The 19,591-nt window shown below is 69.9% G+C and carries 18 protein-coding genes, 1 tRNA gene and 3 pseudogenes; 11 read left to right on the forward strand and 11 right to left on the reverse strand.

Annotated elements, in window-relative coordinates; genetic code table 11:
* Nucleotides 1-24: 24 nt before the first annotated feature.
* A complete protein-coding gene (locus tag ACLVWQ_RS26610; RefSeq protein ID WP_414111731.1) occupies nt 25-1,689 on the reverse strand; it encodes an aldehyde dehydrogenase family protein in 1,665 nt (554 codons plus the stop codon).
* A 160-nt stretch (nt 1,690-1,849) separates the two neighbouring features.
* Between ACLVWQ_RS26610 and ACLVWQ_RS26615 the strand changes: the two genes are divergently transcribed.
* Nucleotides 1,850-2,848, forward strand: coding sequence for a bifunctional lysylphosphatidylglycerol flippase/synthetase MprF (locus ACLVWQ_RS26615; protein ID WP_414111702.1), 999 nt, complete (start codon nt 1,850-1,852; stop codon nt 2,846-2,848).
* Nucleotides 2,849-2,969: 121 nt separating this feature from the next.
* Here the strand turns inward: ACLVWQ_RS26615 and ACLVWQ_RS26620 are convergent, their stop codons facing one another.
* Together ACLVWQ_RS26620 and ACLVWQ_RS26625 are read right to left on the reverse strand one after the other, a co-directional pair.
* Nucleotides 2,970-3,452: an AfsR/SARP family transcriptional regulator gene (locus tag ACLVWQ_RS26620; protein ID WP_414111732.1), complete on the reverse strand. Its 483-nt coding sequence runs from the start codon at nt 3,450-3,452 to the stop codon at nt 2,970-2,972.
* A gap of 6 nt (nt 3,453-3,458) precedes the next feature.
* A pseudogene (locus ACLVWQ_RS26625) lies at nt 3,459-3,731 on the reverse strand (AfsR/SARP family transcriptional regulator); the annotation flags it as partial.
* A gap of 377 nt (nt 3,732-4,108) precedes the next feature.
* Here ACLVWQ_RS26625 and ACLVWQ_RS26630 point away from each other — a divergent pair.
* Nucleotides 4,109-5,581, forward strand: a complete 1,473-nt coding sequence (locus ACLVWQ_RS26630) for a beta-1,6-galactanase (protein ID WP_414111703.1) — start codon at nt 4,109-4,111, stop codon at nt 5,579-5,581.
* Nucleotides 5,582-5,728: 147 nt separating this feature from the next.
* Here ACLVWQ_RS26630 and ACLVWQ_RS26635 read toward each other — a convergent pair whose 3' ends face one another.
* Genes ACLVWQ_RS26635 through ACLVWQ_RS26645 form a run of 3 tightly spaced genes read right to left on the reverse strand, consistent with a single transcriptional unit; the run spans nt 5,729 to nt 9,257 of the window.
* Complete coding sequence (locus ACLVWQ_RS26635; RefSeq protein ID WP_414111704.1) at nt 5,729-6,634, reverse strand: amidohydrolase family protein; 906 nt, start codon at nt 6,632-6,634, stop codon at nt 5,729-5,731.
* Nucleotides 6,631-8,250: an HAL/PAL/TAL family ammonia-lyase gene (locus tag ACLVWQ_RS26640; RefSeq protein WP_414111705.1), complete on the reverse strand. Its 1,620-nt coding sequence runs from the start codon at nt 8,248-8,250 to the stop codon at nt 6,631-6,633. Before ACLVWQ_RS26640 ends, ACLVWQ_RS26635 begins: the two co-directional genes overlap by 4 nt.
* Entirely contained in the window at nt 8,247-9,257 is a 1,011-nt protein-coding gene (locus ACLVWQ_RS26645) for an ornithine cyclodeaminase family protein (RefSeq protein WP_414111706.1), read from the reverse strand. Before ACLVWQ_RS26645 ends, ACLVWQ_RS26640 begins: the two co-directional genes overlap by 4 nt.
* Before the next feature lie 119 nt (nt 9,258-9,376).
* On the opposite strand from ACLVWQ_RS26645, the gene ACLVWQ_RS26650 reads away from it, so the two are divergent.
* From ACLVWQ_RS26650 to ACLVWQ_RS26675, 6 genes are all read left to right on the forward strand, one after another.
* Nucleotides 9,377-10,621, forward strand: coding sequence for an ABC transporter ATP-binding protein (locus ACLVWQ_RS26650; protein ID WP_414111707.1), 1,245 nt, complete (start codon nt 9,377-9,379; stop codon nt 10,619-10,621).
* Nucleotides 10,618-11,283 carry an ABC transporter permease gene (locus tag ACLVWQ_RS26655; RefSeq protein WP_414111708.1) on the forward strand — a complete coding sequence of 222 codons (666 nt, stop codon included), beginning with the start codon at nt 10,618-10,620 and terminating at the stop codon, nt 11,281-11,283. The genes ACLVWQ_RS26650 and ACLVWQ_RS26655 overlap by 4 nt, the downstream gene beginning before the upstream one ends.
* Entirely contained in the window at nt 11,280-11,969 is a 690-nt protein-coding gene (locus ACLVWQ_RS26660) for an ABC transporter permease (RefSeq protein ID WP_414111709.1), read from the forward strand. Before ACLVWQ_RS26655 ends, ACLVWQ_RS26660 begins: the two co-directional genes overlap by 4 nt.
* 101 nt (nt 11,970-12,070) lie before the next feature.
* Nucleotides 12,071-13,003 (forward strand): ABC transporter substrate-binding protein, encoded by a 933-nt coding sequence (locus tag ACLVWQ_RS26665; protein WP_414111733.1) that lies wholly within the window; start codon nt 12,071-12,073, stop codon nt 13,001-13,003.
* A gap of 31 nt (nt 13,004-13,034) precedes the next feature.
* On the forward strand, nt 13,035-13,979 hold the full coding sequence (locus ACLVWQ_RS26670) for a MurR/RpiR family transcriptional regulator (protein ID WP_414111710.1): 945 nt from the start codon (nt 13,035-13,037) through the stop codon (nt 13,977-13,979).
* A gap of 83 nt (nt 13,980-14,062) precedes the next feature.
* Nucleotides 14,063-14,136, forward strand: a tRNA-Pro gene (locus ACLVWQ_RS26675).
* A 99-nt stretch (nt 14,137-14,235) separates the two neighbouring features.
* On the opposite strand, the gene ACLVWQ_RS26680 is transcribed toward ACLVWQ_RS26675, so the two are convergent.
* Genes ACLVWQ_RS26680 through ACLVWQ_RS26690 form a run of 3 tightly spaced genes read right to left on the reverse strand, consistent with a single transcriptional unit; the run spans nt 14,236 to nt 15,987 of the window.
* Nucleotides 14,236-14,832 carry a tyrosine-type recombinase/integrase gene (locus ACLVWQ_RS26680; protein WP_414111711.1) on the reverse strand — a complete coding sequence of 199 codons (597 nt, stop codon included), beginning with the start codon at nt 14,830-14,832 and terminating at the stop codon, nt 14,236-14,238.
* A gap of 33 nt (nt 14,833-14,865) precedes the next feature.
* Entirely contained in the window at nt 14,866-15,192 is a 327-nt protein-coding gene (locus tag ACLVWQ_RS26685) for a hypothetical protein (protein ID WP_414111712.1), read from the reverse strand.
* Nucleotides 15,193-15,252: 60 nt separating this feature from the next.
* Complete coding sequence (locus tag ACLVWQ_RS26690) at nt 15,253-15,987, reverse strand: TetR/AcrR family transcriptional regulator (protein WP_414111713.1); 735 nt, start codon at nt 15,985-15,987, stop codon at nt 15,253-15,255.
* Nucleotides 15,988-16,090: 103 nt separating this feature from the next.
* Here ACLVWQ_RS26690 and ACLVWQ_RS26695 point away from each other — a divergent pair, with 103 nt between their 5' ends.
* Nucleotides 16,091-16,555, forward strand: coding sequence for an SRPBCC family protein (locus ACLVWQ_RS26695; RefSeq protein WP_414111714.1), 465 nt, complete (start codon nt 16,091-16,093; stop codon nt 16,553-16,555).
* Between the two features lie 175 nt (nt 16,556-16,730).
* Nucleotides 16,731-17,086, forward strand: a pseudogene (locus ACLVWQ_RS26700) (helix-turn-helix domain-containing protein); the annotation flags it as partial.
* On the opposite strand, the pseudogene ACLVWQ_RS26705 reads toward ACLVWQ_RS26700, so the two are convergent.
* Nucleotides 17,077-17,202 (reverse strand): annotated as a pseudogene (locus ACLVWQ_RS26705) (transposase); the annotation flags it as partial. The pseudogenes ACLVWQ_RS26700 and ACLVWQ_RS26705 sit on opposite strands and share 10 nt — an antisense overlap.
* 204 nt (nt 17,203-17,406) lie before the next feature.
* Complete coding sequence (locus ACLVWQ_RS26710) at nt 17,407-17,985, reverse strand: TetR/AcrR family transcriptional regulator (protein ID WP_414111715.1); 579 nt, start codon at nt 17,983-17,985, stop codon at nt 17,407-17,409.
* A 149-nt stretch (nt 17,986-18,134) separates the two neighbouring features.
* Between ACLVWQ_RS26710 and ACLVWQ_RS26715 the strand changes: the two genes are divergently transcribed.
* Nucleotides 18,135-19,259 (forward strand): FAD-dependent monooxygenase, encoded by a 1,125-nt coding sequence (locus ACLVWQ_RS26715; protein WP_414111716.1) that lies wholly within the window; start codon nt 18,135-18,137, stop codon nt 19,257-19,259.
* Nucleotides 19,260-19,591: the final 332 nt, after the last annotated feature.

Here is a 19,591-nt window from a genome sequence, read left to right on the forward strand (position 1 = left end):
GCGTCGGACGTCGTCGGACGCCGGTCAGGCCGCGGGACGGTGCCCGGTGCCGAAGACCGCGTCCCGGGGACGGATCCCGCCCGGTGACACGCTGACTCCCTGGACGTGGGTGGTGCGCAGGATCGGGTAGTTGGCCTCGCCGAACACCCCGCCCGTCAGCCCCGTGCCGCCGTGCGAGGGCAGATAGGGTAGGAACCCGATGTGCGAGTCGTTGACCTTGAGCAGGCCGCCCTCGGTCACCCGGTCGACGAAGCGGTCCACCACCTCGCGGTCGGCGGCCCACAGCGAGTTGCGCAGTCCGTATCCGGTGGTGTTCACGAAGTCGATGAACGTGTCCAACAGCCGTGCGTCGTCGTCCGGTTCGGCCACGATCACGGGCAGCAGCGGGAAGAACGTCTCCTGACTGACGGCCGTCATCCGCCGGGCGTCGGCCAGACCGCGGACGAGGACGACGGTCGGCTCCAGGAAGATGCCCGCGGGGTCGCGCGTACCGTCGACGAGCATGGCGTGCCCGCCGCAGACCAGTTCGGCGCCCTGCAGCAGGGCGTCGTCCAGACAGGCGAAGAACTTCTCGTTGCGCAGCACCGGTGTGAGCAGTACGTTCTCGTCACCCGCGGGGCCCGGCCGCACCAGGCGGGTCTGGCGGACCAGTTCGGCCAGCAGCGGCTCGGCGATCTCCGGATGGACGACGACCTGGTTGGGGATCATGCACAACTGGCCCGAGCCGAAGAACCCCTCGGTCAGCGCCTCGGCGGCCAGCTCGACGTCGGCGTCCTTCCAGACGGTCACCACGTCGTTGCCGGCCAGTTCCAGGATCGGCTTCTTGCCGGCGGCCACACACCGGTCCTGGAAGCGGAGGCCCGCCTCGCTGCTGCCGAAGTACATGATGTCGTCGACCAGCGGGCTCTCCAGCCAGGCCGCGAGCAGGGGCGCGGGGTCGCCGCAGAGCGCCCCGAGGGTGCCGGGGGGAGCCCCGACCTCGTCCAGCACCGGTGCCACCAGCTCCCGCAGCGCGTACATCACTCCCAAGGGGCCGCTCCTCGGGGCGCGTACGACCAGGGCGTTGCCCGCGAAGATCGCGTGCACCCCCAGCAGGGCGCTGGCCATCGGGGCGTTCTGCGGCGGGTTCAGACAGACCACACCGTCGGGCCTGCGGCGCACGGAGATCTCCCGTACGCCGTGCCGGAACTCCTGGTGCAGCTGCGCGTGGTAGAAGCCGACGGACTCGGGACCCCAGCACTCCAGCATCCCGGAGACCTGCCAGCGGGCGAGCACCCTGGGGTGGCCCTCCTGGACCAGGATCTCCTCGATCTCGTCGGCGCGTTCGGCGATCCGGCGGTGCAGCAGTGCGCACACCTGGTCGAGCCGGACCTCCAGCGGGACGGCGGCCCACTCGACGGCGGCCTCGGCGGCGGCCGCCAGGGCCTGGCGCACCTCGTCGGGACCGGCCTTGGCGACCCGGGCGACGATGGAGGGCGGCAACTCCCCGTCGGGTACCTGGCCGCGTTCGAGGCGCCGTTTGAGCGTCAGGTTGGCGAAGGCGTCGTCGAGGAGCGCGGCCGCGTCGACGACGTACACCCAGTCGTCCCCGGTGACACTGCGTCCCCCGATGTACGAGCCGTAGCTCCGCGCGCCGGGACCCAGCCGCACCTCTTTCCCCTCACCTCGGTCGTGCGTCGTCGCCCGTATTCCGGTCACATCGGCCCCCGTTTGATTTCCCGCTGGTTATTCCCCAAGTTTCCAGCCGCCGCTGAGAAGGTTCTGACACCGGGCTGAGACGGGCGTTTCAGGAGGATCGAAGCGCCGCGCGCGAGGGTGGGGAATTGATCCGACGACAGGGGGACGGAATATGTCAACCACCCGGGAGACGGCGACATTCGACAGAATTCTGTACGCGCTCGGCGAGTACGCGGAGAATCCCAGCGCGTTCCTCGCCCTGAACTCCGGGAACGAGTACTTCACGCTGCCAGGGAGCGCGGGAGTGGTGGTTCACCGCCGGGCGGGCCGTTACCTGATCCAGTTCGGCGGTCCCTTCGCCTCCGAGCGTGAACGGCCCGAACTCCTCGACGCCTTCCTGGAATTCGCCCGTGAACAGCGCCGCAGGGTCGTCGCCGTGCAGATACAGGGCGCCGACGTCGATCTCTTCGGCCGTTCCGGATTCACCGTGAACCAGATCGGCTGCTCCTACGCGCTGGCGCTGCCCGGGTTCTCCCTCAAGGGCACCCGGTTCGTGAAGCTCCGCAACAAGATCTCGCGGGCCCGGCGTGCCGGTCTGGAGATCGACGAGGTCGCGCTGGACCAGGTCGCCGACGACCTGGCGGCCGTGGACCGGCCCTGGCTGCGGGCGAAGGGGCGCCATGTGAAGGAGATCGAGTTCCTGGTCGGGCAGCTGGGCGGACCGGCGCAGTCCGAACGGCGGCTCTTCGTGGGGCGGATCGAGGGGAAGGCCGTCGCCTACATCTCGTACTCACCGGTGTACGGCCGGCACTCCGGGTGGCTGCACGACCTGACGCGCCGGGTGCCGTCGAGCGCGCCCGGGGTCCTGGAGGCCGTCAACATGCGGGCCGTCGAGGTGTTCCGGAGCGAGGGCGCGCAGTGGCTGCACTTCGGGTTCACGCCCTTCACCGGGCTGTCCGAGGAGCGTGAGGCGGCGGGGGCGAGTGCGCTGACCGGCCGGTTTCTGCGGTTCCTCGCCGACCACGGGGAGCGCGTGTATCCGGCGGCGGGTCAACTGGCGTACAAGGAGAAGTGGGCGCCGGATCTGGTGCTGCCCGAGTACCTCGCCTTCCACGGCAGGGCCCGCGCGGGCGCGGTCTGGCGGCTGCTCCGGGTGACCAACGCGGTGTGACGGCGGACGGCCGGGCCGAGGTGACGACGGTGCCGGCGCCGGGGCTCGCCCGGCGCCGGCACCGTCGTCGCGGGGGTGGTCCTTCGGACGTCGGTCCTCGGACGGGTTCTCGGACGGGTCCTCAGACGGTCAGTGGCTCGCGCCGCAGCACCCTCTCGAACTGTGCGCGCAGCGCGTCCCCCGGTTCCAGACCGAGGTTGTCGGCGAGCCGCTGCCGCGTGCGGTGGTAGACGTCGAGCGCCTCCGCCTGCCGTCCCGAGCGGTACAGCGCGGTGATGAGCTGCTCGCAGAAGCGTTCCCGCAGGGGGTACCGCGCGTGCAGCGGATACAGCTCCGTGACGATCTCCCGGTGCTGGCCGAGGCGCAGCGCCGCGTCGAAGTAGTACTCGTGCGCCGTGAGCCGGGTCTCGGTGAGACGGGTGTACGCCATCCCGCTGATCAGCCCCTGGCCCGTGTCCAGCAGTGCCGGGCCGCGCCACAGGGACAGGGCCTGGCTCAGCAGAGGGATCGCCTGCTCGGGCGCGGACCGGTGGAGTGCGGCCGCCTGCCGGGTCAGATTGCAGAAGAGTGCGGCGTCGATGTCGTTCTCAGGCAGAGAAAGCATGTATCCGAAACTGGATGTCCGAATCAGATCACGCAGATTGTCCTTCCCGGTGTGTGTGTCGATGATGCGGCGCAGTCGCGCGACATGGCCGTGCAGGGAGTTCTCCGCATTGCGGGGGAGATCCTCGCCCCACAACTCGTCGATCAGATCACTGCGTGAAACCGGCCTGTTGGGTGAGAGTGCCAGTGCGGCCAGAGTCGCCCGGAGTTTCTCGCCGGGTAGACGCAGTGTGACGGGGCCATCCGTGAGTTCCAATGGCCCGAGCAGACGAACCTTCAACTTGTCCCCCGTGGTTCGAGATTGTACGAACGCGTGAAGGAAGGGTAATTCCCGCCTTCCGGAGGAGCAATGCGGTTGCCGCAGAGGTGAGGCGTCCCACTGCCAGGGGATTCATTCGCCTTTCCGCCCCGTGGGTCCCACTTCTTCCGGTCCCACCCGGCCGTTTCTCCCGGCCCCGTCCGGCCGTGCCGTCAGACGCCACCCGTCCGTGACCGCCCCGCGCCGCGTCGGGTGGCGCAGTGCGGGGCGGGTGCGCTCTGTGTGACACGGGCGTCCGCAAGCTATCGAAAGAGAAAGCGCTGTCATGTGTCTCGACAACCGTTTGGCGCCGCCTCATTCTTCAACCAGGTTCTGGCATGAGCGCGACAGGAGACCTCATGATCAAGCGCAGATCGCTGCTGGCGGCGGCCGGCGGCACGCTGCTGGGCAGCGCACTGGCGACGGGTACCGCCCGTGCCGACGCGACCGTCGCGGTCGACCCCGCCACGAACTACGGGCGTTGGGAGGGCTGGGGCACCTCGCTCGCCTGGTGGGCCAACGTGTTCGGCGCCCGCGACGACTTCGCCGACATCTTCTTCACCACCAAGTCCGTGGCGTACGGCGGCAGGACCCTGCCCGGCCTCGGGCTGAACATCGCCCGCTACAACCTGGGCGCGTGCAGCGGGAACAGCGTGGCAGGCGAGAGCATGGTCGCCTCGCCCGACATCCCGGCGTTCAAGCAGATCGAGGGCTTCTGGCAGGACTGGAACAACGAGGACCCCGCGTCCTCCGCGTGGGACTGGACGGCCGACGCCAACCAGCGTGCCGCCCTGGTCAAGGCGACCCGACGAGGGGCCGTGTCCGAGCTGTTCGCCAACTCGCCCATGTGGTGGATGTGCCTCAATCACAACCCCTCCGGCGCGTCCGGCGGCGGCAACAACCTCCAGTCCTGGAACTACCGCCAGCACGCCTCCCACCTGGCGGCTGTGGCCCTGTACGCGAAGAACAACTGGGGCGTGAACTTCGCGACGGTCGACCCGTTCAACGAACCCTCGTCCAGCTGGTGGACCGCCACGGGCACCCAGGAGGGCTGCCACATGGACGCGTCCGTCCAGGCGGCCGTTCTCCCGTACCTGCGCAGCGAGTTGGACGCGCGGTCGCTGTCCGGCGTCAGGGTCTCGGCGTCCGACGAGACGAGCTACGACCTGGCCCGCACCACCTGGAACTCCTTCGGGGCGTCGACGAAGGCCCTGGTCAGCCAGGTCAACGTGCACGGCTACCAGGGTTCGGGCGGCCGTCGCGACCTCCTCCACACGGACGTCGTGACCACGGCGGGCAAGAAGCTCTGGAACTCGGAGACCGGTGACAGCGACGGCTCCGGACTCACCCTGGCGAACAATCTGTGCCTGGACTTCCGCTGGCTGCACCCGACCGCCTGGGTCTACTGGCAGGTGATGGACCCCTCCACCGGCTGGGCGATGATCGCGTACGACCAGAACACGCTGCAGCCCACCACCGTGCAGACCAAGTACTACGTGATGGCCCAGTTCAGCCGTCACATCCGGCCGGGGACGACCATCCTCGACACGGGGGTCGGATACGCGGTCGCCGCCCACGACGCCGGACAGCGACGCCTGGTGGTCGTGGCGGTCAACTCCGGCGCCGCGCAGACGCTGACCTTCGACCTGTCCCGCTTCGGCCAGGTCACCGGGGGCACCGGCGGACTCGTACGGCGCTGGAACACGCTCACCTCCGGCGGCGGGGACCTCTACACCGCACACTCGGACACCTATCTGAACGGCAAGAGCCTGAGCGTCCCGTTCGCCGCCGGTTCGGTGCAGACCTTCGAGATCGACGGGGTCACGGTGTGACGTTCGGGCCACGATGAGCGGGGCGGTGGTGCCGTCGCCCGGGGGCGGGTGTCTCGCACGACCGGGACACCCGCCTTCGCTCCGCGTCCTCGCTCCGTGTCCCTGCGTGTCCCTTCGGGTCTCTTTGGGGCCAGGGCCCGAGCCACGTCAGGCCTCGCCGGTGAGCAGGCGCCGCGGGTTGGTGATGCGGAAGGCGAACGCCGCGGCGCCGCCCAGGCCGAAGCCGGGGCTCTGCGGGGGCTCGGCGTAGGGGCGGTCCGAGCCCTGGACGATCACCTGGGTGCCGAGGGCCCGGACGACCGCGTCGACGGCCCGTGGACCGTACGAGGACGTCTCGACGAAGGCGTTCGGGTCGACCTCCTTGCGGCCCTCGGCGCCACCGCGGGCGGTGAGGCGCTCCCCGTGCAGGGGTGCGAGACCGGCAAGGAGCGCGAAGCACACCCGCAGGCGCGGATGGCGCGGGCGGCCGAACGCCCGGAACGCGAACCAGGCGGCGTGCATCTGCTGCACGTACGGGACCATCGCGGGCCACCAGCCGGGCCGCGGTGACGCGTCGGCGGCGGGGCCCGGGTGGACGAACAGCGGCAGGCCGCGCTCTTCGAGCAGGTCGAGCAAGGGGGCGCAGCGCGCGTAACCGGCGGCGTCGGCGAGGGAGTTCGCCGGGAGCTGGAGACCGGCGAAGCCCCGGTCCAGGTACCCGGCCGTCGCGGCGGCGTCGACGTCCCTGACGCAGGCGGCGGCCCAGGCCCCGAACGGCCGGGGTAACGCGGCGGCGCTCTCGTGGTACGCGTCGAGCAGCGGCCGGGCTTGTGCGTACGGCAGCCACTCGACACCGAGCGGGGCGGACAGCGAGACCAGCGCCCGGCCGAGACCGTCGGCGCCGGCCAGTTCGGCGCGCCGGACGATGTCGTGGTCGGCGGGGGAGACCTCGTAGGGCGGCTCACCCGCGGTGTGCAGGGTCCAGCCGTCCAGGTACGGCGGCTCGGAGCGGGCCCGCAGGGCCGCGACGAACGAGCCGGTCCACAGGTGCTGATGTATGTCGACGTTGGTCACGGAGCTCCTTGCGTCGGGTCGCTCAGGGCGGCGCGCAGGGCGCTACGTACCGTCTCGCGGTCCAGGACGTCCTGGCTCACCCGGTCGACGTCGACGCCGCAGGCCCGGTCGTCGTCCAGACCGGGGACCAGCTCGCGGATCGCGCGGTGCAGCACGGCCGGGCCCCGCCCGAGGGCGGCGGGCGCGGCCAGGTCGACCGCCTGCGCCGCGGCCAGCGCCTCCACGGCGAGCAGCTGCCGCAGCCGGACGAGCATCGTCGACAGCCGCCGTGCGCCGAGCGACGCGTTGGTCGAGTCGTCCTCGACACCGTCCGCGCCGTGCCGGGGGTCGGTGCTCACCGGCGCGGACAGCAGACGGATCTCGGCGACCAGCGCCTGCGCCGTCTTGGCCAGCGGCGCGAAGCCCGAGCGCTCCGGGCCGTACGGGGAGAGATTGGCGGGCAGAGCGCTGAGCTGGGGGTTGAGCAGCCGCCGCATCCGCTCCGCGGAGAGCGCCGCGGTCTGGGTCAGGGCGAGCGCGAGGGTGTCGAAGGCCAGGGCGAGGGCCGGGGTGTGGAAGTTCCCGGAGGAGAGGATCTCACCGGCACCGGCACCGGAGCTGCCACCGGTGGAGTCGGCCGGGTCGATGCCGGCCGGGTCGGTGTCGGTCAGCACCACCGGGTTGTCGCCGCTGCCGTTCAGCTCGGGGTCCAGCGCCGCGCCAGCGAAGTCCAGCGCCGCGTACAGGGCGCCGTGCACCTGGGCCGCGCACCGCAGGCTGATCGGGTCCTGGACCCGCCGGGCGTGCCGGGGGTCGGTGAGCTCGCCGCCGGCCAGCAGCGCGAGCAGTTCCGCCGCGGCCCGGGACTGACCGGGTGCCGGACGCAGCCCCAGCACCCGGGCGTCCAGCGGACCGGTGTTCGCCCGGAAGCCCTCGAAGGTGAGCGCCGTGACCGCCTGGGCCAGGTCCAGGACGGCGGCCGCCTCATGGAGTACGAGCCCTCCCTGGCCGGCGGCCAGCGGACTCGCGCTGCACAGCACGTGCCCGTCCTTGGGACCCAGCTCGGCGGGGGCCAGCCCGGCCCGCCGCAGGGCCGTCGCCCCGTCGAGCACCTCACCGGAGAGCTCGGCGCGCCCCTCGCCGATGACGACGAGCCCGACATGGGCCATCTGGCACAGGTCCGAGGCGCCGATCGACCCGATCTCGGGGACCAGCGGATGCACACGCGCGTTGAGCAGGCCGACGAGCAGCGGCAGGATCCGCGGGCTGACTCCGCTGCCGCCGGTCGCCAGGCCGTTGACGCGGGCGACCAGGGCGGCACGTACGACGGGGACGGGCAGCGGGTCTCCGACCGCGTTGGCCCGGCCGCGTACCGTACGCACGCTGAACCGCGCCAGCTCCTCGCGCGGCAGCGCGTACGACGACCTGCTGCCGAGGCCCGTCGTCAGCCCGTACGTCGGCACCTGGCGGTCGACCACGTCGTCGACCACGGCGCGGTCGCGCGCCAGCCGGGGCAGCACCTCGTCCGCGAGGACGACCCGGGCGCCGCGCAGGGCGACGGCGGCGACGTCCGCGAAGGACAGCGAACGCCCGTCGATGATCACTGCTTCCCGGTCATCGGGGTAGGCGCCCGTCATGAGAACCGCAGCCGCTGTCCGAGCCCGAGCTCCCCGGCCTTCGCGAGCACGGCCGCGCCCAGGGCGATGTCGGACAGGGAGAGGCCGCGATGCCAGAAGAGGATGGTCTCGTCGTCCCGTTCCCGGCCGGGCTTGTCGCCGGCCACGATCTCGCACAGTTCGCCGTGCAGGGTCGACTCGCTGAGCCGGCCCGACTCGACATGTGCGCGCAGCGCGCCGAAGGGCCCCGACCGGCACTGGCCCCAGTCGTCGACGACGACCTTGTCCATGATGTCGGTGAGGTTCAGCTCGACCGCGCTCATCGTTCCGTACGGGACGACCAGCGCGCCCGGCGCGATCCACTCCGTCCGCAGCAGCGGTTCGGGCCGTTCGAGCCGGGACGCCTCCACGACGATGTCCGCGCCCTCGACGCACGACTGCCAGTCGTCGGTGACGGTCACGGGCTTGCCGAGGTCGCGCTCCAGCCGCTCCGCGAAGGCGTTGCGGCTCTCCGGACGGCGCGAGTGGACGCGGATCTCGTCCAGGTCGAAGATCCGGTCGAGCAGCCGGACGTTCCAGTACGAGGTGGCGCGGGCCCCGATGTGGCCGAGCACCTTGGCACCGGGCCGGGCGAGGTGCCGGGCCCCCAGCGCGGTGAGCGCGCCGGTGCGCATCTCGGTGATCGCGGTCGCGTCCAGGACGGCCAGCGGCATGCCCGTACGCGGGTCGAACAGGTTCAGCAGGGCCATCTCGGAGGGCAGACCCGCCTTGTAATTGTCGACGTAGTCACCCACGATCTTCACTCCGGCCAGGCCGAGAGGGGCGACATAACCACGCAGGACATTGAAGTGGCCGTTGAAGGCGGCGTCGGGCGTGAGATGCACCCGTGGTTCGATAACCGTCTCGCCGTGACCCTGGGCGAGCAGTCCCTGTTCGACGGCTTCGAGCACCTCGGTGTCGGTCAGCTTCAGCTGTTCGATGTCCGAGCCGTTCAGGAACGTGAACCAAACGGGGTCAAGAGCGGTCATTTCGGGCGTCCTCTCGCTTTCTTCGGACGAACGTAACGCCCCGTTTACAAAAGGGGATTGACTGTAATTCAGTCACGAACAACTCTGCATGACGATATGCAGTCGGGTAAGGGGCAGCTTTGATCAGATTCGACGCGGTGAGCAAAAACTATCCCAACGGCACCACAGCCGTGGACGGACTGTCCCTGGAGCTGGCCGAGGGCGGCATCACGGTCCTGGTCGGTCCCTCCGGCTGTGGCAAGACCACGACGCTGCGGATGGTCAACCGCATGGTGGAGCCGACGGCCGGCACGATCAGTCTGCGCGGCCAGGACATACGGGAGGTCGCCGCCCCCGAGCTGCGCAGGGGGATCGGCTATGTGATCCAGCACGCGGGGCTCTTCCCGCACCGCACCATCCTGGACAACGTCGCGACCGTGCCGCTGCTGCTCGGCTGGGGCAAGAAGAAGGCCAGGTCCCGGGCGGCCGAGCTGCTCGAACTTGTGGGGCTGCCGGCCACGATGGCCAAGCGCTACCCCTACCAGCTCTCCGGCGGGCAGCAGCAGCGCGTCGGGGTGGCCAGGGCCCTGGGCGCCGACCCGCCGGTGCTACTCATGGACGAGCCGTTCAGCGCGGTCGACCCCATTGTCAGAGGGGAGCTGCAGGCGGAGTTCCTCCGGCTGCAGAAGGACCTGCACAAGACGATCGTGTTCGTCACCCATGACATCGACGAGGCGATCAAGCTCGGCGACAACATCGCGGTGTTCCGCACGGGCGGCAAGCTCGCGCAGTTCGACACTCCGGAGCGGCTGCTCGCGCACCCCGCGGACGACTTCGTGGCGGACTTCGTCGGGCAGGACCGGGGCATCCGCAGGCTGTCCTTCGTCCAGGCCTCCGGTCTGCCGCTGCGCGAGGGCCCGGTGCTGCCGGTGACCGCCTCCGTGACCGCGGCCCGCGCCCTGGACGGGCCCTGGGTGCTCGTCGTGGACGCCGCGCGACGGCCGCTGGGCTGGGCCGAGGCCGCCGCGCTGCCGAGCGGCGGGACACTGGCCGACGCCGTGCTCGTACCGCTGGGCCATACGTTCAGCCTGGTCGGCGACTCGGCGCGGGCCGCACTCGACGCGGCTCTGCTGTCACCCTCGCGGCTGGCGGTGGGTGTGGACGCCGAGGGCGCGGTCGCCGGGGTGGCGGACGCGTACGAGCTGTCCGCCGCGATCGCCGGGAGCGCCGGGAGCGAGGGCGGTGGTGAGGCGGAGAAGGGGCCTGAGCCTCAGTCCGCGAAGTCCGAGGCGAAATCCGAGGCGAAGCTCACGAAATCCGAGCCCCGGCTCACCAAGGGTGACGCGCGGGACGCCGACGACAGCGCGGGCGGTGAGGACCGATGAGAGACGGAGAGCCGCTCATACGGTGGGTGTGGATCGGCGACCACGTCGGTGAGCTGGCCCACTACACCGGGGTCCATCTGCGCCTCGGCCTGCTGCCGGTGCTGTTCGGACTGATCATCTCGGTGCCCCTTGGCATGCTCTGCCACCGCTGGCGATGGGTGTACCCGCCGACCCTGACCGCGGCCAACGTGCTGTACTCCATCCCGTCGCTGGCCCTGTTCATGATCTTCGTCCGCTACACGGGGCTGACCGAACGCACGGTCGTGATCCCGCTGACCCTGTACACGCTGTCGGTCCTCATCCCCAACGTCGTGGACGGACTGGCCTCGGTGCCCGAACCGGTACGGCAGGCGGCCACCGCGATGGGCTTCAGCACGGTCCGCCGGGTCATCCAGGTCGAACTGCCGATCGCCGTACCCGTCGTCGTCGCCGGCGTACGGGTCGCCGCGGTCTCCTCCATCAGCCTCGTCGCGGTGGGACAGCTGATCGGCCAGGGCGGCCTCGGCTTCTACATCACCCGGGGCCTCCAGCTCGACTTCCCGACCCCGATCATCACCGCGACCGTACTGATCATGCTGCTGGCCCTCGTCACCGACGCGGCTCTCGTACTGGCACAGCGGCTGCTCACGCCGTGGGCGCGCGGCAAGGGGGCGAAGGCGTGAACGACCTGTTGAACCAGATCGAGCTCGTCGGCGACTGGCTGACGTCGTCCCAGCAGTGGCACGGGGACGACGGCATCCCGCACCGGCTGGCGGAGCACCTGACCTACAGCGGGATCTCCCTGCTGTTCGCGACGCTGATCGGGCTGGCCTTCGGGCTGCTGGTCGGGCACACCGGCCGCGGCGCGTTCGCCGTCGCCACGGTCGCGAACCTCGCGCGGGCCATCCCCACCTTCGGCCTGGTCGTGCTCGTCGTGACCCTCGCCGGACTCAGTACCGCTCCGGTGCTGGTCGCCCTGGTGGCCCTGGCGGTCCCGCCGATCCTCATCAACACCTTCGAGGGCGTCCGCGGCGTCGATCCCGAGGCCCGGGACGCGGCTAAGGGGATGGGCATGACCGGCTGGGAGGTCCTGCTGAAGGTCGAGGTGCCGATGGCGCTGCCGCTGATCCTGCTCGGCCTGCGCGTCGCCGCGATCCAGGTGGTGGCCACGGCGACCGTCGCCGCGTACCCCGGTCTCGGCGGTCTCGGCCGCTTCATCGTCGACGGGCTCTCCCGGAACGACTACGAGCTGGTCATCGGCGGTTCCGCCGTCGTCGTGGCGCTGGCGCTCATCGTCCAGGCCCTCTTCACCGCGCTGCGGCGCGCCGTCGTCTCGCCGGGGCTGCGGCCCGCGGCGACCAAGTCATGAGCCACCCGCCTCCCGCGCACCCGACACGCGCGGGAGGCGCACCCGAGTTCCACCCGAGACCAGAGCCGTACCTGAGAAAGGGAACACCCATGAACAAGGCCATGTACCGCGCCGCCGCCCTCGGCGTCGTCGCCGCGCTCTCCCTGACCGCCACCGCCTGCGGAGGCAGCGACGACGGTGACGACAACCCGCTGACAGGCAGCAGCGGCGACAGCGGAGGCGGCAAGGCCATCGTCGTAGGCTCGGCCAACTTCCCCGAGAACCAGCTGCTCGCCGAGATCTACGCCCAGGCCCTGGAGAGCAAGGACCTGAAGGTGACCCGCAAGTTCGACATCGGGGCCCGCGAGGTCTACTACGACCAGGTCGTCAAGGGAGGCATCGGCGTCTTCCCCGAGTACAACGGCGCGCTGCTGTCCGTGGCGGTCGACAAGAAGAGCACCGCCACCAGCACGGAGGAGATCAACGCCGAGCTGACGAAGAAGCTCCCGAAGTCGGTGGGGATACTCGACTCCGCCGCGGCCGAGGACAAGGACTCGGTCACGGTCACCGCCGAGACGGCCAAGAAGTACGACCTCAAGACCCTGGCCGACCTGAAGCCGGTCGCGAAGGACCTGACCATCGGCGCCGGCTCGGAGTTCAAGACCCGCACACAGGGCGGGGTCGGCCTGAAGACCGTCTACGGAGTCGAGTTCGGGAAGTTCCAGCCGCTGGACGCGGGCGCCCAGAGCACCCTGCTGAAGCTGCTGAAGGACGACAAGGTCCAGGCGGCCAACCTCTACACGACCGACCCCGCCATCGTCGAGGACAAGCTGGTGGTCCTGGAGGACCCGAAGAACCTCTTCTCCTCGCAGAACATCACCCCCCTCGTCTACAAGTCCGCGGTCAACGACAAGGCCAAGTCGGCGCTCAACGCCCTCTCGGCCAAGCTCACCACCGAGGACCTGCTGGACATGATGAAGAAGATCAGCAACGACAAGGAGGACGCCTCCGACGTGGCGAAGGAGTGGCTGACGTCGGCCGGCCTCGCGAGCTGACCGGCACCGTACGGCGGGCTGGAGGAGCAGGGTGAGCGACACGGCGGAAGCCGGTACGGCCGGTTCGGCCGGCACGGAGGGAACAAGCGCAGGTGCCGGTACTGGTACCGGCACCGAGGCTGACACTGCCGGTGTGCCGCGTGGGGCCGTCGCTCCACCGCGGCTGCACCAGCTGTTCGAGGGGCGCCGGCTGACGCCCACCCAACGCCGTATCGCCCACTGTCTGGTCCGTCGGACGGAGGCCGCGCCGTTCCTGTCGAGCGTGGAGCTGGCTCAGCTGGCGGGGGTGAGCCAGCCCTCGGTGACCCGTTTCGCGGTCGCCCTGGGCTTCGACGGATATCCGGCGCTGCGCAGACATCTGCGGGACGTCGTACCCGCCGGGCCCGCCCTGGAGGCGCGGCCGGCCAACCCCTACCAGCGGGCGGTACGGGACGAGGTCGACAACCTGCTCCAGCTGGCGTCCCTGCTCGCCGACCCCGGACCGGTGGAGCGCGCGGGGCGGCTGCTCGCCGCTTCCCGCCCGCTGCCCGTACTGGGGCTGCGCGCCTCGGCGGCCCAGGCGCGCGGTTTCGCCTACTTCGCCGCCAAGGTGCACCCCGATGTGCGCCTGCTCGACGAGGGCGGTTCGTCGCTCGCCGACCGGATCGACGGGGCCCGCCGCGCGGGCGCGAGCGCGCTCCTGTGCTTCGCGCTGCCACGCCACCCGGTCGAACTCCTGGACGCGCTGGACCATGCGCGGGACGCGGGGCTGACCGTGGTGACGATCGCCGACGGCACGTTCGCGCCGGTGGCGGCCCACAGCGACCTGCTGCTCCCGGCCGCCGTGGGTACCGGTCTGGTGTTCGACACGGTGGGCGCGCCGATGCTCCTGGGTCAGGTCCTCCTGGAGGCGATGTGTGACGCGATGCCCGGCGCCCAGGCCCACCTGGAGGAGTTCGACGCGCGGGCCGCGGCGCGGGGCCTGTTCGTCGACTGAGCGACACGGACGTGCGCCTGTCCGGGTGCGGTAGGGTTTACCTGCGTCTTCAGGCGGTGCGATTGCACCGCGGCGAGACGCATCGGGACGTGGCGCAGCTTGGTAGCGCACTTGACTGGGGGTCAAGGGGTCGCAGGTTCAAATCCTGTCGTCCCGACTGGAGACAGTCGCGGTTGAGGGCCGGTTTCGGAAGTATCCGAAACCGGCCCTTGGTCATTCTTGGGGACCAGTTGGGGACCGGCGACCTCGACCGGGGTCAGCGGGTCATGACGATCGGGCTCGGCAGGGAGCGCGGCGCGCGGATCACACTGAGGTGTGCGGAGAGTGCTGCGCCGGCGGCTGTGATCTTGTGGACGTCCGGGTGCAGGTAACGCTGGGTGGTGGTCAGCGAGCCGTGGCCGACGATCCGGCGCAGGACATGGACCTGTACTCCCGCGTCGGCGAACCAGGTCAGTCCTGTGTGCCGGAGGTCATGGCGGCGCAGGTGCTCGTAGCCGAGCTTGGTGACCACGTCGTCCCAGTGGGTGGCATCGCGCAGGACGGCGGTGGAGATGCGTCCGCCGCGAGGGCCGGTGAACAGGCGGGCGTCGGGGTCGGGTCCGGCGGACAGGATGCGCTGGGCGACGAGGGGGCGGATCTCCTCGACGATGGGGACCTTGCGGGCCCGCTTGCCCTTGGTGCCCTTGTCGGTCAGCCCGCCGGGCGTGGTCTGGCGCCGGACGGTCCAGATCCACTGGGTGGTGTCGATGTCGCCGACGCGGCATCCGGACACCTCGCCGATGCGCGCGGCGGTGCACGCGGCGAAGAGGACGACGTCTCCCCAGCCGCGGTAGTCGTCGTGGGAGGCGGCCACGAGTGTGTCGGCCGGCCGACGAGGGTCTCCCCGTCAGGCAGGGGCCGACTCGCGGAGATCGAGGAGCTCGTCCTCGGCCTGCTTGTAGTGGCCCTGGCAGCCGGTCACCCGGGCGGGGTTGACCTTGATGATGCCGTCCCGGACTGCCTGCTCCATGACGCGGACCAGAACGGCGATGGTGTTCTTCACGGGTAAGCGGCTGTGCTCGTCGGCGATCCAGTTCTGCACGGTGCGGTCGACGATGCCGTTGGTGATCATCCGTACCGCGAGGTGGCCGAGGGCGGGGACCACGCGCATCCGCCATCCCGACAGGTAGGGGTCCAGCGTCTTCAACTCCAGGCCGCGCAGGGCGAGGTCCATATGTGCTTCGCCGTATTCTGGTCGACAGGCGGGCCGGAGGAACGGTGATGCCCCTCGCCGCTACCCCGGCCGGTTGGCTGTTTCACAAACCGTGCCGGGCGGGGTGAGTGAATTGAGTCCGGCGTCGATGAGTCGGGCTGCGCGTTGGACGTCGGCGCTGACCTCGTCGTGCAGTTCCTCGGAGGTCCGGGCGCGGTGCAGGTGCCTGCGCAGCGCCTGGAACTGGACGGGCCACAGCGCGAGCAGGGCAGCCGCGGCGATCTGTGGTTCAGGGTCGTCCGGGCTCATCTCGGTGCGCCTGGCCAGGATTTCGGCGGCGACGGCGACCTGCTGGTCGGTGATGTCGCGCTGATATGCCCGCAGCGACGGAGTCGATCCGATCAGTATGCCGAAGCGAAACAGAACAGCCTTGGCCTGGGCCCAGTCCTCCTGCGCCGCCAGCCAGGACGTGAGGCCCGCCAACTGGCCGGACAAGATCTCCAACACTGCCTCGACCGGCGACAGGTCTGGATCGGCCAGTGTGGTCCGCAGGGAGTTCAACGTGGTTTCGCCCAGGTCCAGGACGAGGGATTCCTTGGTGGGGAAGTAGTTGAACACAGTCTTCTCCGACACCCCGCAGGCGTCGGCGATCTCCGAGACACGCACCGCATCGAAGCCCCGGTCCATGAACATCTCGGTGGCCGTGTCGGACAGCTGCTGTCGTAGCAGGCGCTTCTTGCGCTCCCGCAGCCCCTCGGCTGCAGGCTCCTCTTCACGGCGCCGCAAGGCCGTCCAGTCCACGGTGCGCTTACTCATCACTGAAGCATAGTCTGGCCGATCTGAATTGTTCTGTTACTGTAAATTTCCATTGACAGTAAATTACTGCTGAGCTTGCACGCCCAAACCCGAGGAGCCTTCCATGAGCGCCATCCACATCGTCCGTGAGTACCCGCACCCACCGCAGAGGGTCTGGCGTGCGGTCACCGATCCGGAACTGATCCCGCTGTGGACGGCCACCGGCGCCGGCGCTCGGCCTGAGGGCTTCGCCACCACGGTCGGCACCACGTTCAAGTTCATCGCGAAACCGAAGCCCGGCTGGAGCGGCGTAGTGGTGTGCAAGGTGTTGGAGGCGCGAGAGCCTGCGCTACTGCGCTACTCGTGGCAGGACGAAGGCGGCGGCGAGGTGACCGAGGTCACCTACCGGCTCGAACCGCACGGCAGTGGAACACGCTTCACCTACGACCACACCGGCTTCACCGGTGCTGGAGGCTTCTTCATGGCCAAAATCCTCGGCTCCGTCCGCACCAAGATGCTCACCGCGGGCCTGCCTGCCGTGCTCGACGACCTCGACGGCCAAGGCGCCCTGCGCCCGGAGAACCCCTGAGTCCCGAGCGGCTCTTCAGACAAGGCCGGCGCGAGAATCCACTGAACAGCAGGCACCTCCGAACGTCACCGTTCGCCGGCGTCGCCAACGGCCGGGTGTACGAGACATCACTCGTGCACCCGGCCATCGTCGTCCTCCGAGCCGGAAGGACCAGCATGGTCCACCGCACGCACCCCTGATCGAAACCGGCCGCCTGTGCCTGGCGCAGTACGTCGTCGACGATCAATGGCCACTCCGCCGAGCGGCCGAACGCCTCCACGTCTCACCCACCGCAGCGAAACGGTGGGCTGACCGCTACCGCGAGCAGGGACCGGCTGGGATGACGGATCGCTCCAGCCGCCCGTGCCTCAGCCCGCGGCGCACGTCGACCCGCACCGAGCGGCGCATCATCGAGATCCGCGTTCTGCGCCGCTGGGGCCCAGCCCGCATCACTGCCTGCTCGGCCTCAACCCCTCCACCGTGCACCGAGTGCTCAGCCGATACCGAATCGCCCGGCTGTCACACTTGGACGGCGCCACAGGCCGCGTAATCAGCGTGTGCCACGGACCGTACCGCTCGGGCACGTCTCGCCAGGCCGTACCCGTGCGGAACTTCCACATGATCCCGTTCGGCATGATCCGGTCGTCCAGCCGCTTCTGCCCCCGCAACGAGACAGGCGGCGGCGGCCGGACGAACTCCCGCTCGGTATCCGACAGTTCATGACGACGTATCACCCAACCATGATCCACCACTCAAGATCATTTGAAGACACCGCCTAGCCTCGCCCAGCCCCTCGGCAACAGCACATCCTCCAGCGCTCACTGCTCTGACCGCTCGCAGCCCGCCGCAGGGCGGGCGTGGGCGGCGGGCCGTCACCGGCCGTAGGCGCGCACGAACGCGTCGACACCGTCTTGCAGGACCTGGTCCATGTCTTCGTCGGACGAGTGCTCCGTGGCGAGGAGGAGCGTGAGCGCGACGAAGTGCTGGGCGGTCCGGGCCGGGTTTCGCGTGACGATGCGGCCCGCGTCGGCAAGTGCGGCGAAGTGGCGGGTGAACATCGCCTGAGACGCAGCCTCAGACTGCCGCTCCAGCCCCGCGGCGGGGTACTCGGAGCCCAGCAGGACGCGGATCACCGTGTAGTCGGACGAGGAGACCGCGTCACCGATCACGCGCCGGACGAATGCCAGCAACGACGGAGCGAGTGGCCGGTCGGCCGCCAGCTCCTCCGTCGCCGCGAGGTCGATCGTCCGCACCAGGGCGTCCACCGAGGTGCCGACGATCGCGGAGAACAACCCCTTCTTGTCGCCGAAGTGGCCATACACGGTCGGCTTCGACACCCTCGCCGCGGCCGCGATCCCGTCCATGCTCGTGCGCTCGTACCCCTCGCGCAGGAAGAGACCCCGCGCGGCATCGATGATCGCCGCGCGCTTCCGCGCCGAACTCGGGCGCATCGGTCGGGGCGAGGTTGCGGGTGAGGTGACGTGCGGCGTAGTTTCCACACTGAACAGTTTAGTTTGGTTTCTCGTTGCGGGGAACCTAAGCCGGGGTGGGTCGCGGACGGCATCGGACGCGCGGGCCGTTCGGTAGGGAAGGAACGGACATGAAAATCCTCGTTTCCGGGGCCGGCATGGCGGGGCTCGCCTGCGGTATGGACCTCACCGAGACCGGGCACGACGTCACGGTGATCGAACGCGCTCACCACCTGCGCACAAACGGTTCACCGGTCGACATCCGCGGCCAGGCGCTCGACGTCGCGCGGGACATGGGGATCCTGCAGCAGCTCGACGACAACCGGGTGTCGACCACGGACCTGTCAGAGTTCATCGACAGTGCCGGAGGCGTGATCGCATCGGTGCCCTTGGAGGAGATCAATGACAGCGACGCCGACATCGAGATCGCCCGAGAGGACCTCGCACGGATCCTGCACGCCGGGTTCGAAGCCCACACGCCCGTCGTGTTCGGCGAGTCCATCCAGACCCTCCACGACGACGGCACGGGCGTCGACGTCGTCCTCGCCTCAGGGAAGACCGACCGCTTCGACCTCGTCGTCGGAGCGGACGGCATGCACTCCCTCACCCGGCGACTCACCTTCGGCCCCGAGGCGGACTACCTCGAGCACCTCGGCTTCTACGTGGCGCTGACCGACCTGCCCTCGGCGCGGCACGAGACCGGGGCCAATCCGTTTCTGAACTGGCCAGGCCACATGATCGGCATCGCCCGGTACAAGGACAGGGCGCTTGGGGTGTTCAACTTCCGCCACGACTGGATCGACTACGACTACCGCGACCTCGACGCGCAGAAGCGGATCCTCCTGGACGCCTTCAAGGATCACTACGAATGGCGCGTCCCGGAGATCCTCGACGCCATGACACGCGACCCGGAGCTCTACTTCGACTCCGTCAGCCAGATCCACATGGACCGCTGGGCCAAGGGCCGGGTCGTGCTCCTCGGCGACGCCGCGCACTGCGCGTCCAACCTCGCCGGACGGGGTGCGTCGCTGGCGCTCGTGGGCGCCTGGCGGCTCGCGCAGGCCCTGCGCGAATACCCCGACGACCTCGGCCGCGCCTTCGAGTCGTACGAAGTCCTTCACCGGCCCGCTGTCGACAGCGCACAGGCTTTCGCCAGGGTCGGCGGTGACCTCGTCATGCCCGCCACCCAAGAAGCCCTGGACCTTCGCAATGCGCGCCTGCGCAGCATTGCGACGGACTCGGAAGCCACTGGATGAGTCCGGGCACGGGCGCCTCGCTGTAGAAGGGAGACAGTCGGCGCGTCTGCCGACGGCGGGCCGGCAGCCGTCTCACGCGTTTCTTTCGGATCATTTCGCCGACCGGATGAGGAGGACAGCGACGTGGAGTGCGGCCAGGTCGATGGTGGCGGTTTCGCCGTAGCGAGTGGCCAGGCCGCGCCACTGTGTGAGCTTGTGTTGCGCTGCTTGTACGCCTCGCGGTCGAGGGCCGATGGACGGCCACCGAGGGTGACTCGGGACCCACTGACCTACCGCCGTCAGCAGGGAAGAAGCTCTGACCCCGTCTACCAGGGGCGGGAAACGCTGTACCG

It is taken from the genome of Streptomyces sp. CWNU-52B (genome assembly GCF_047444975.1).
Taxonomy (GTDB): Bacteria; Actinomycetota; Actinomycetes; order Streptomycetales; family Streptomycetaceae; genus Streptomyces.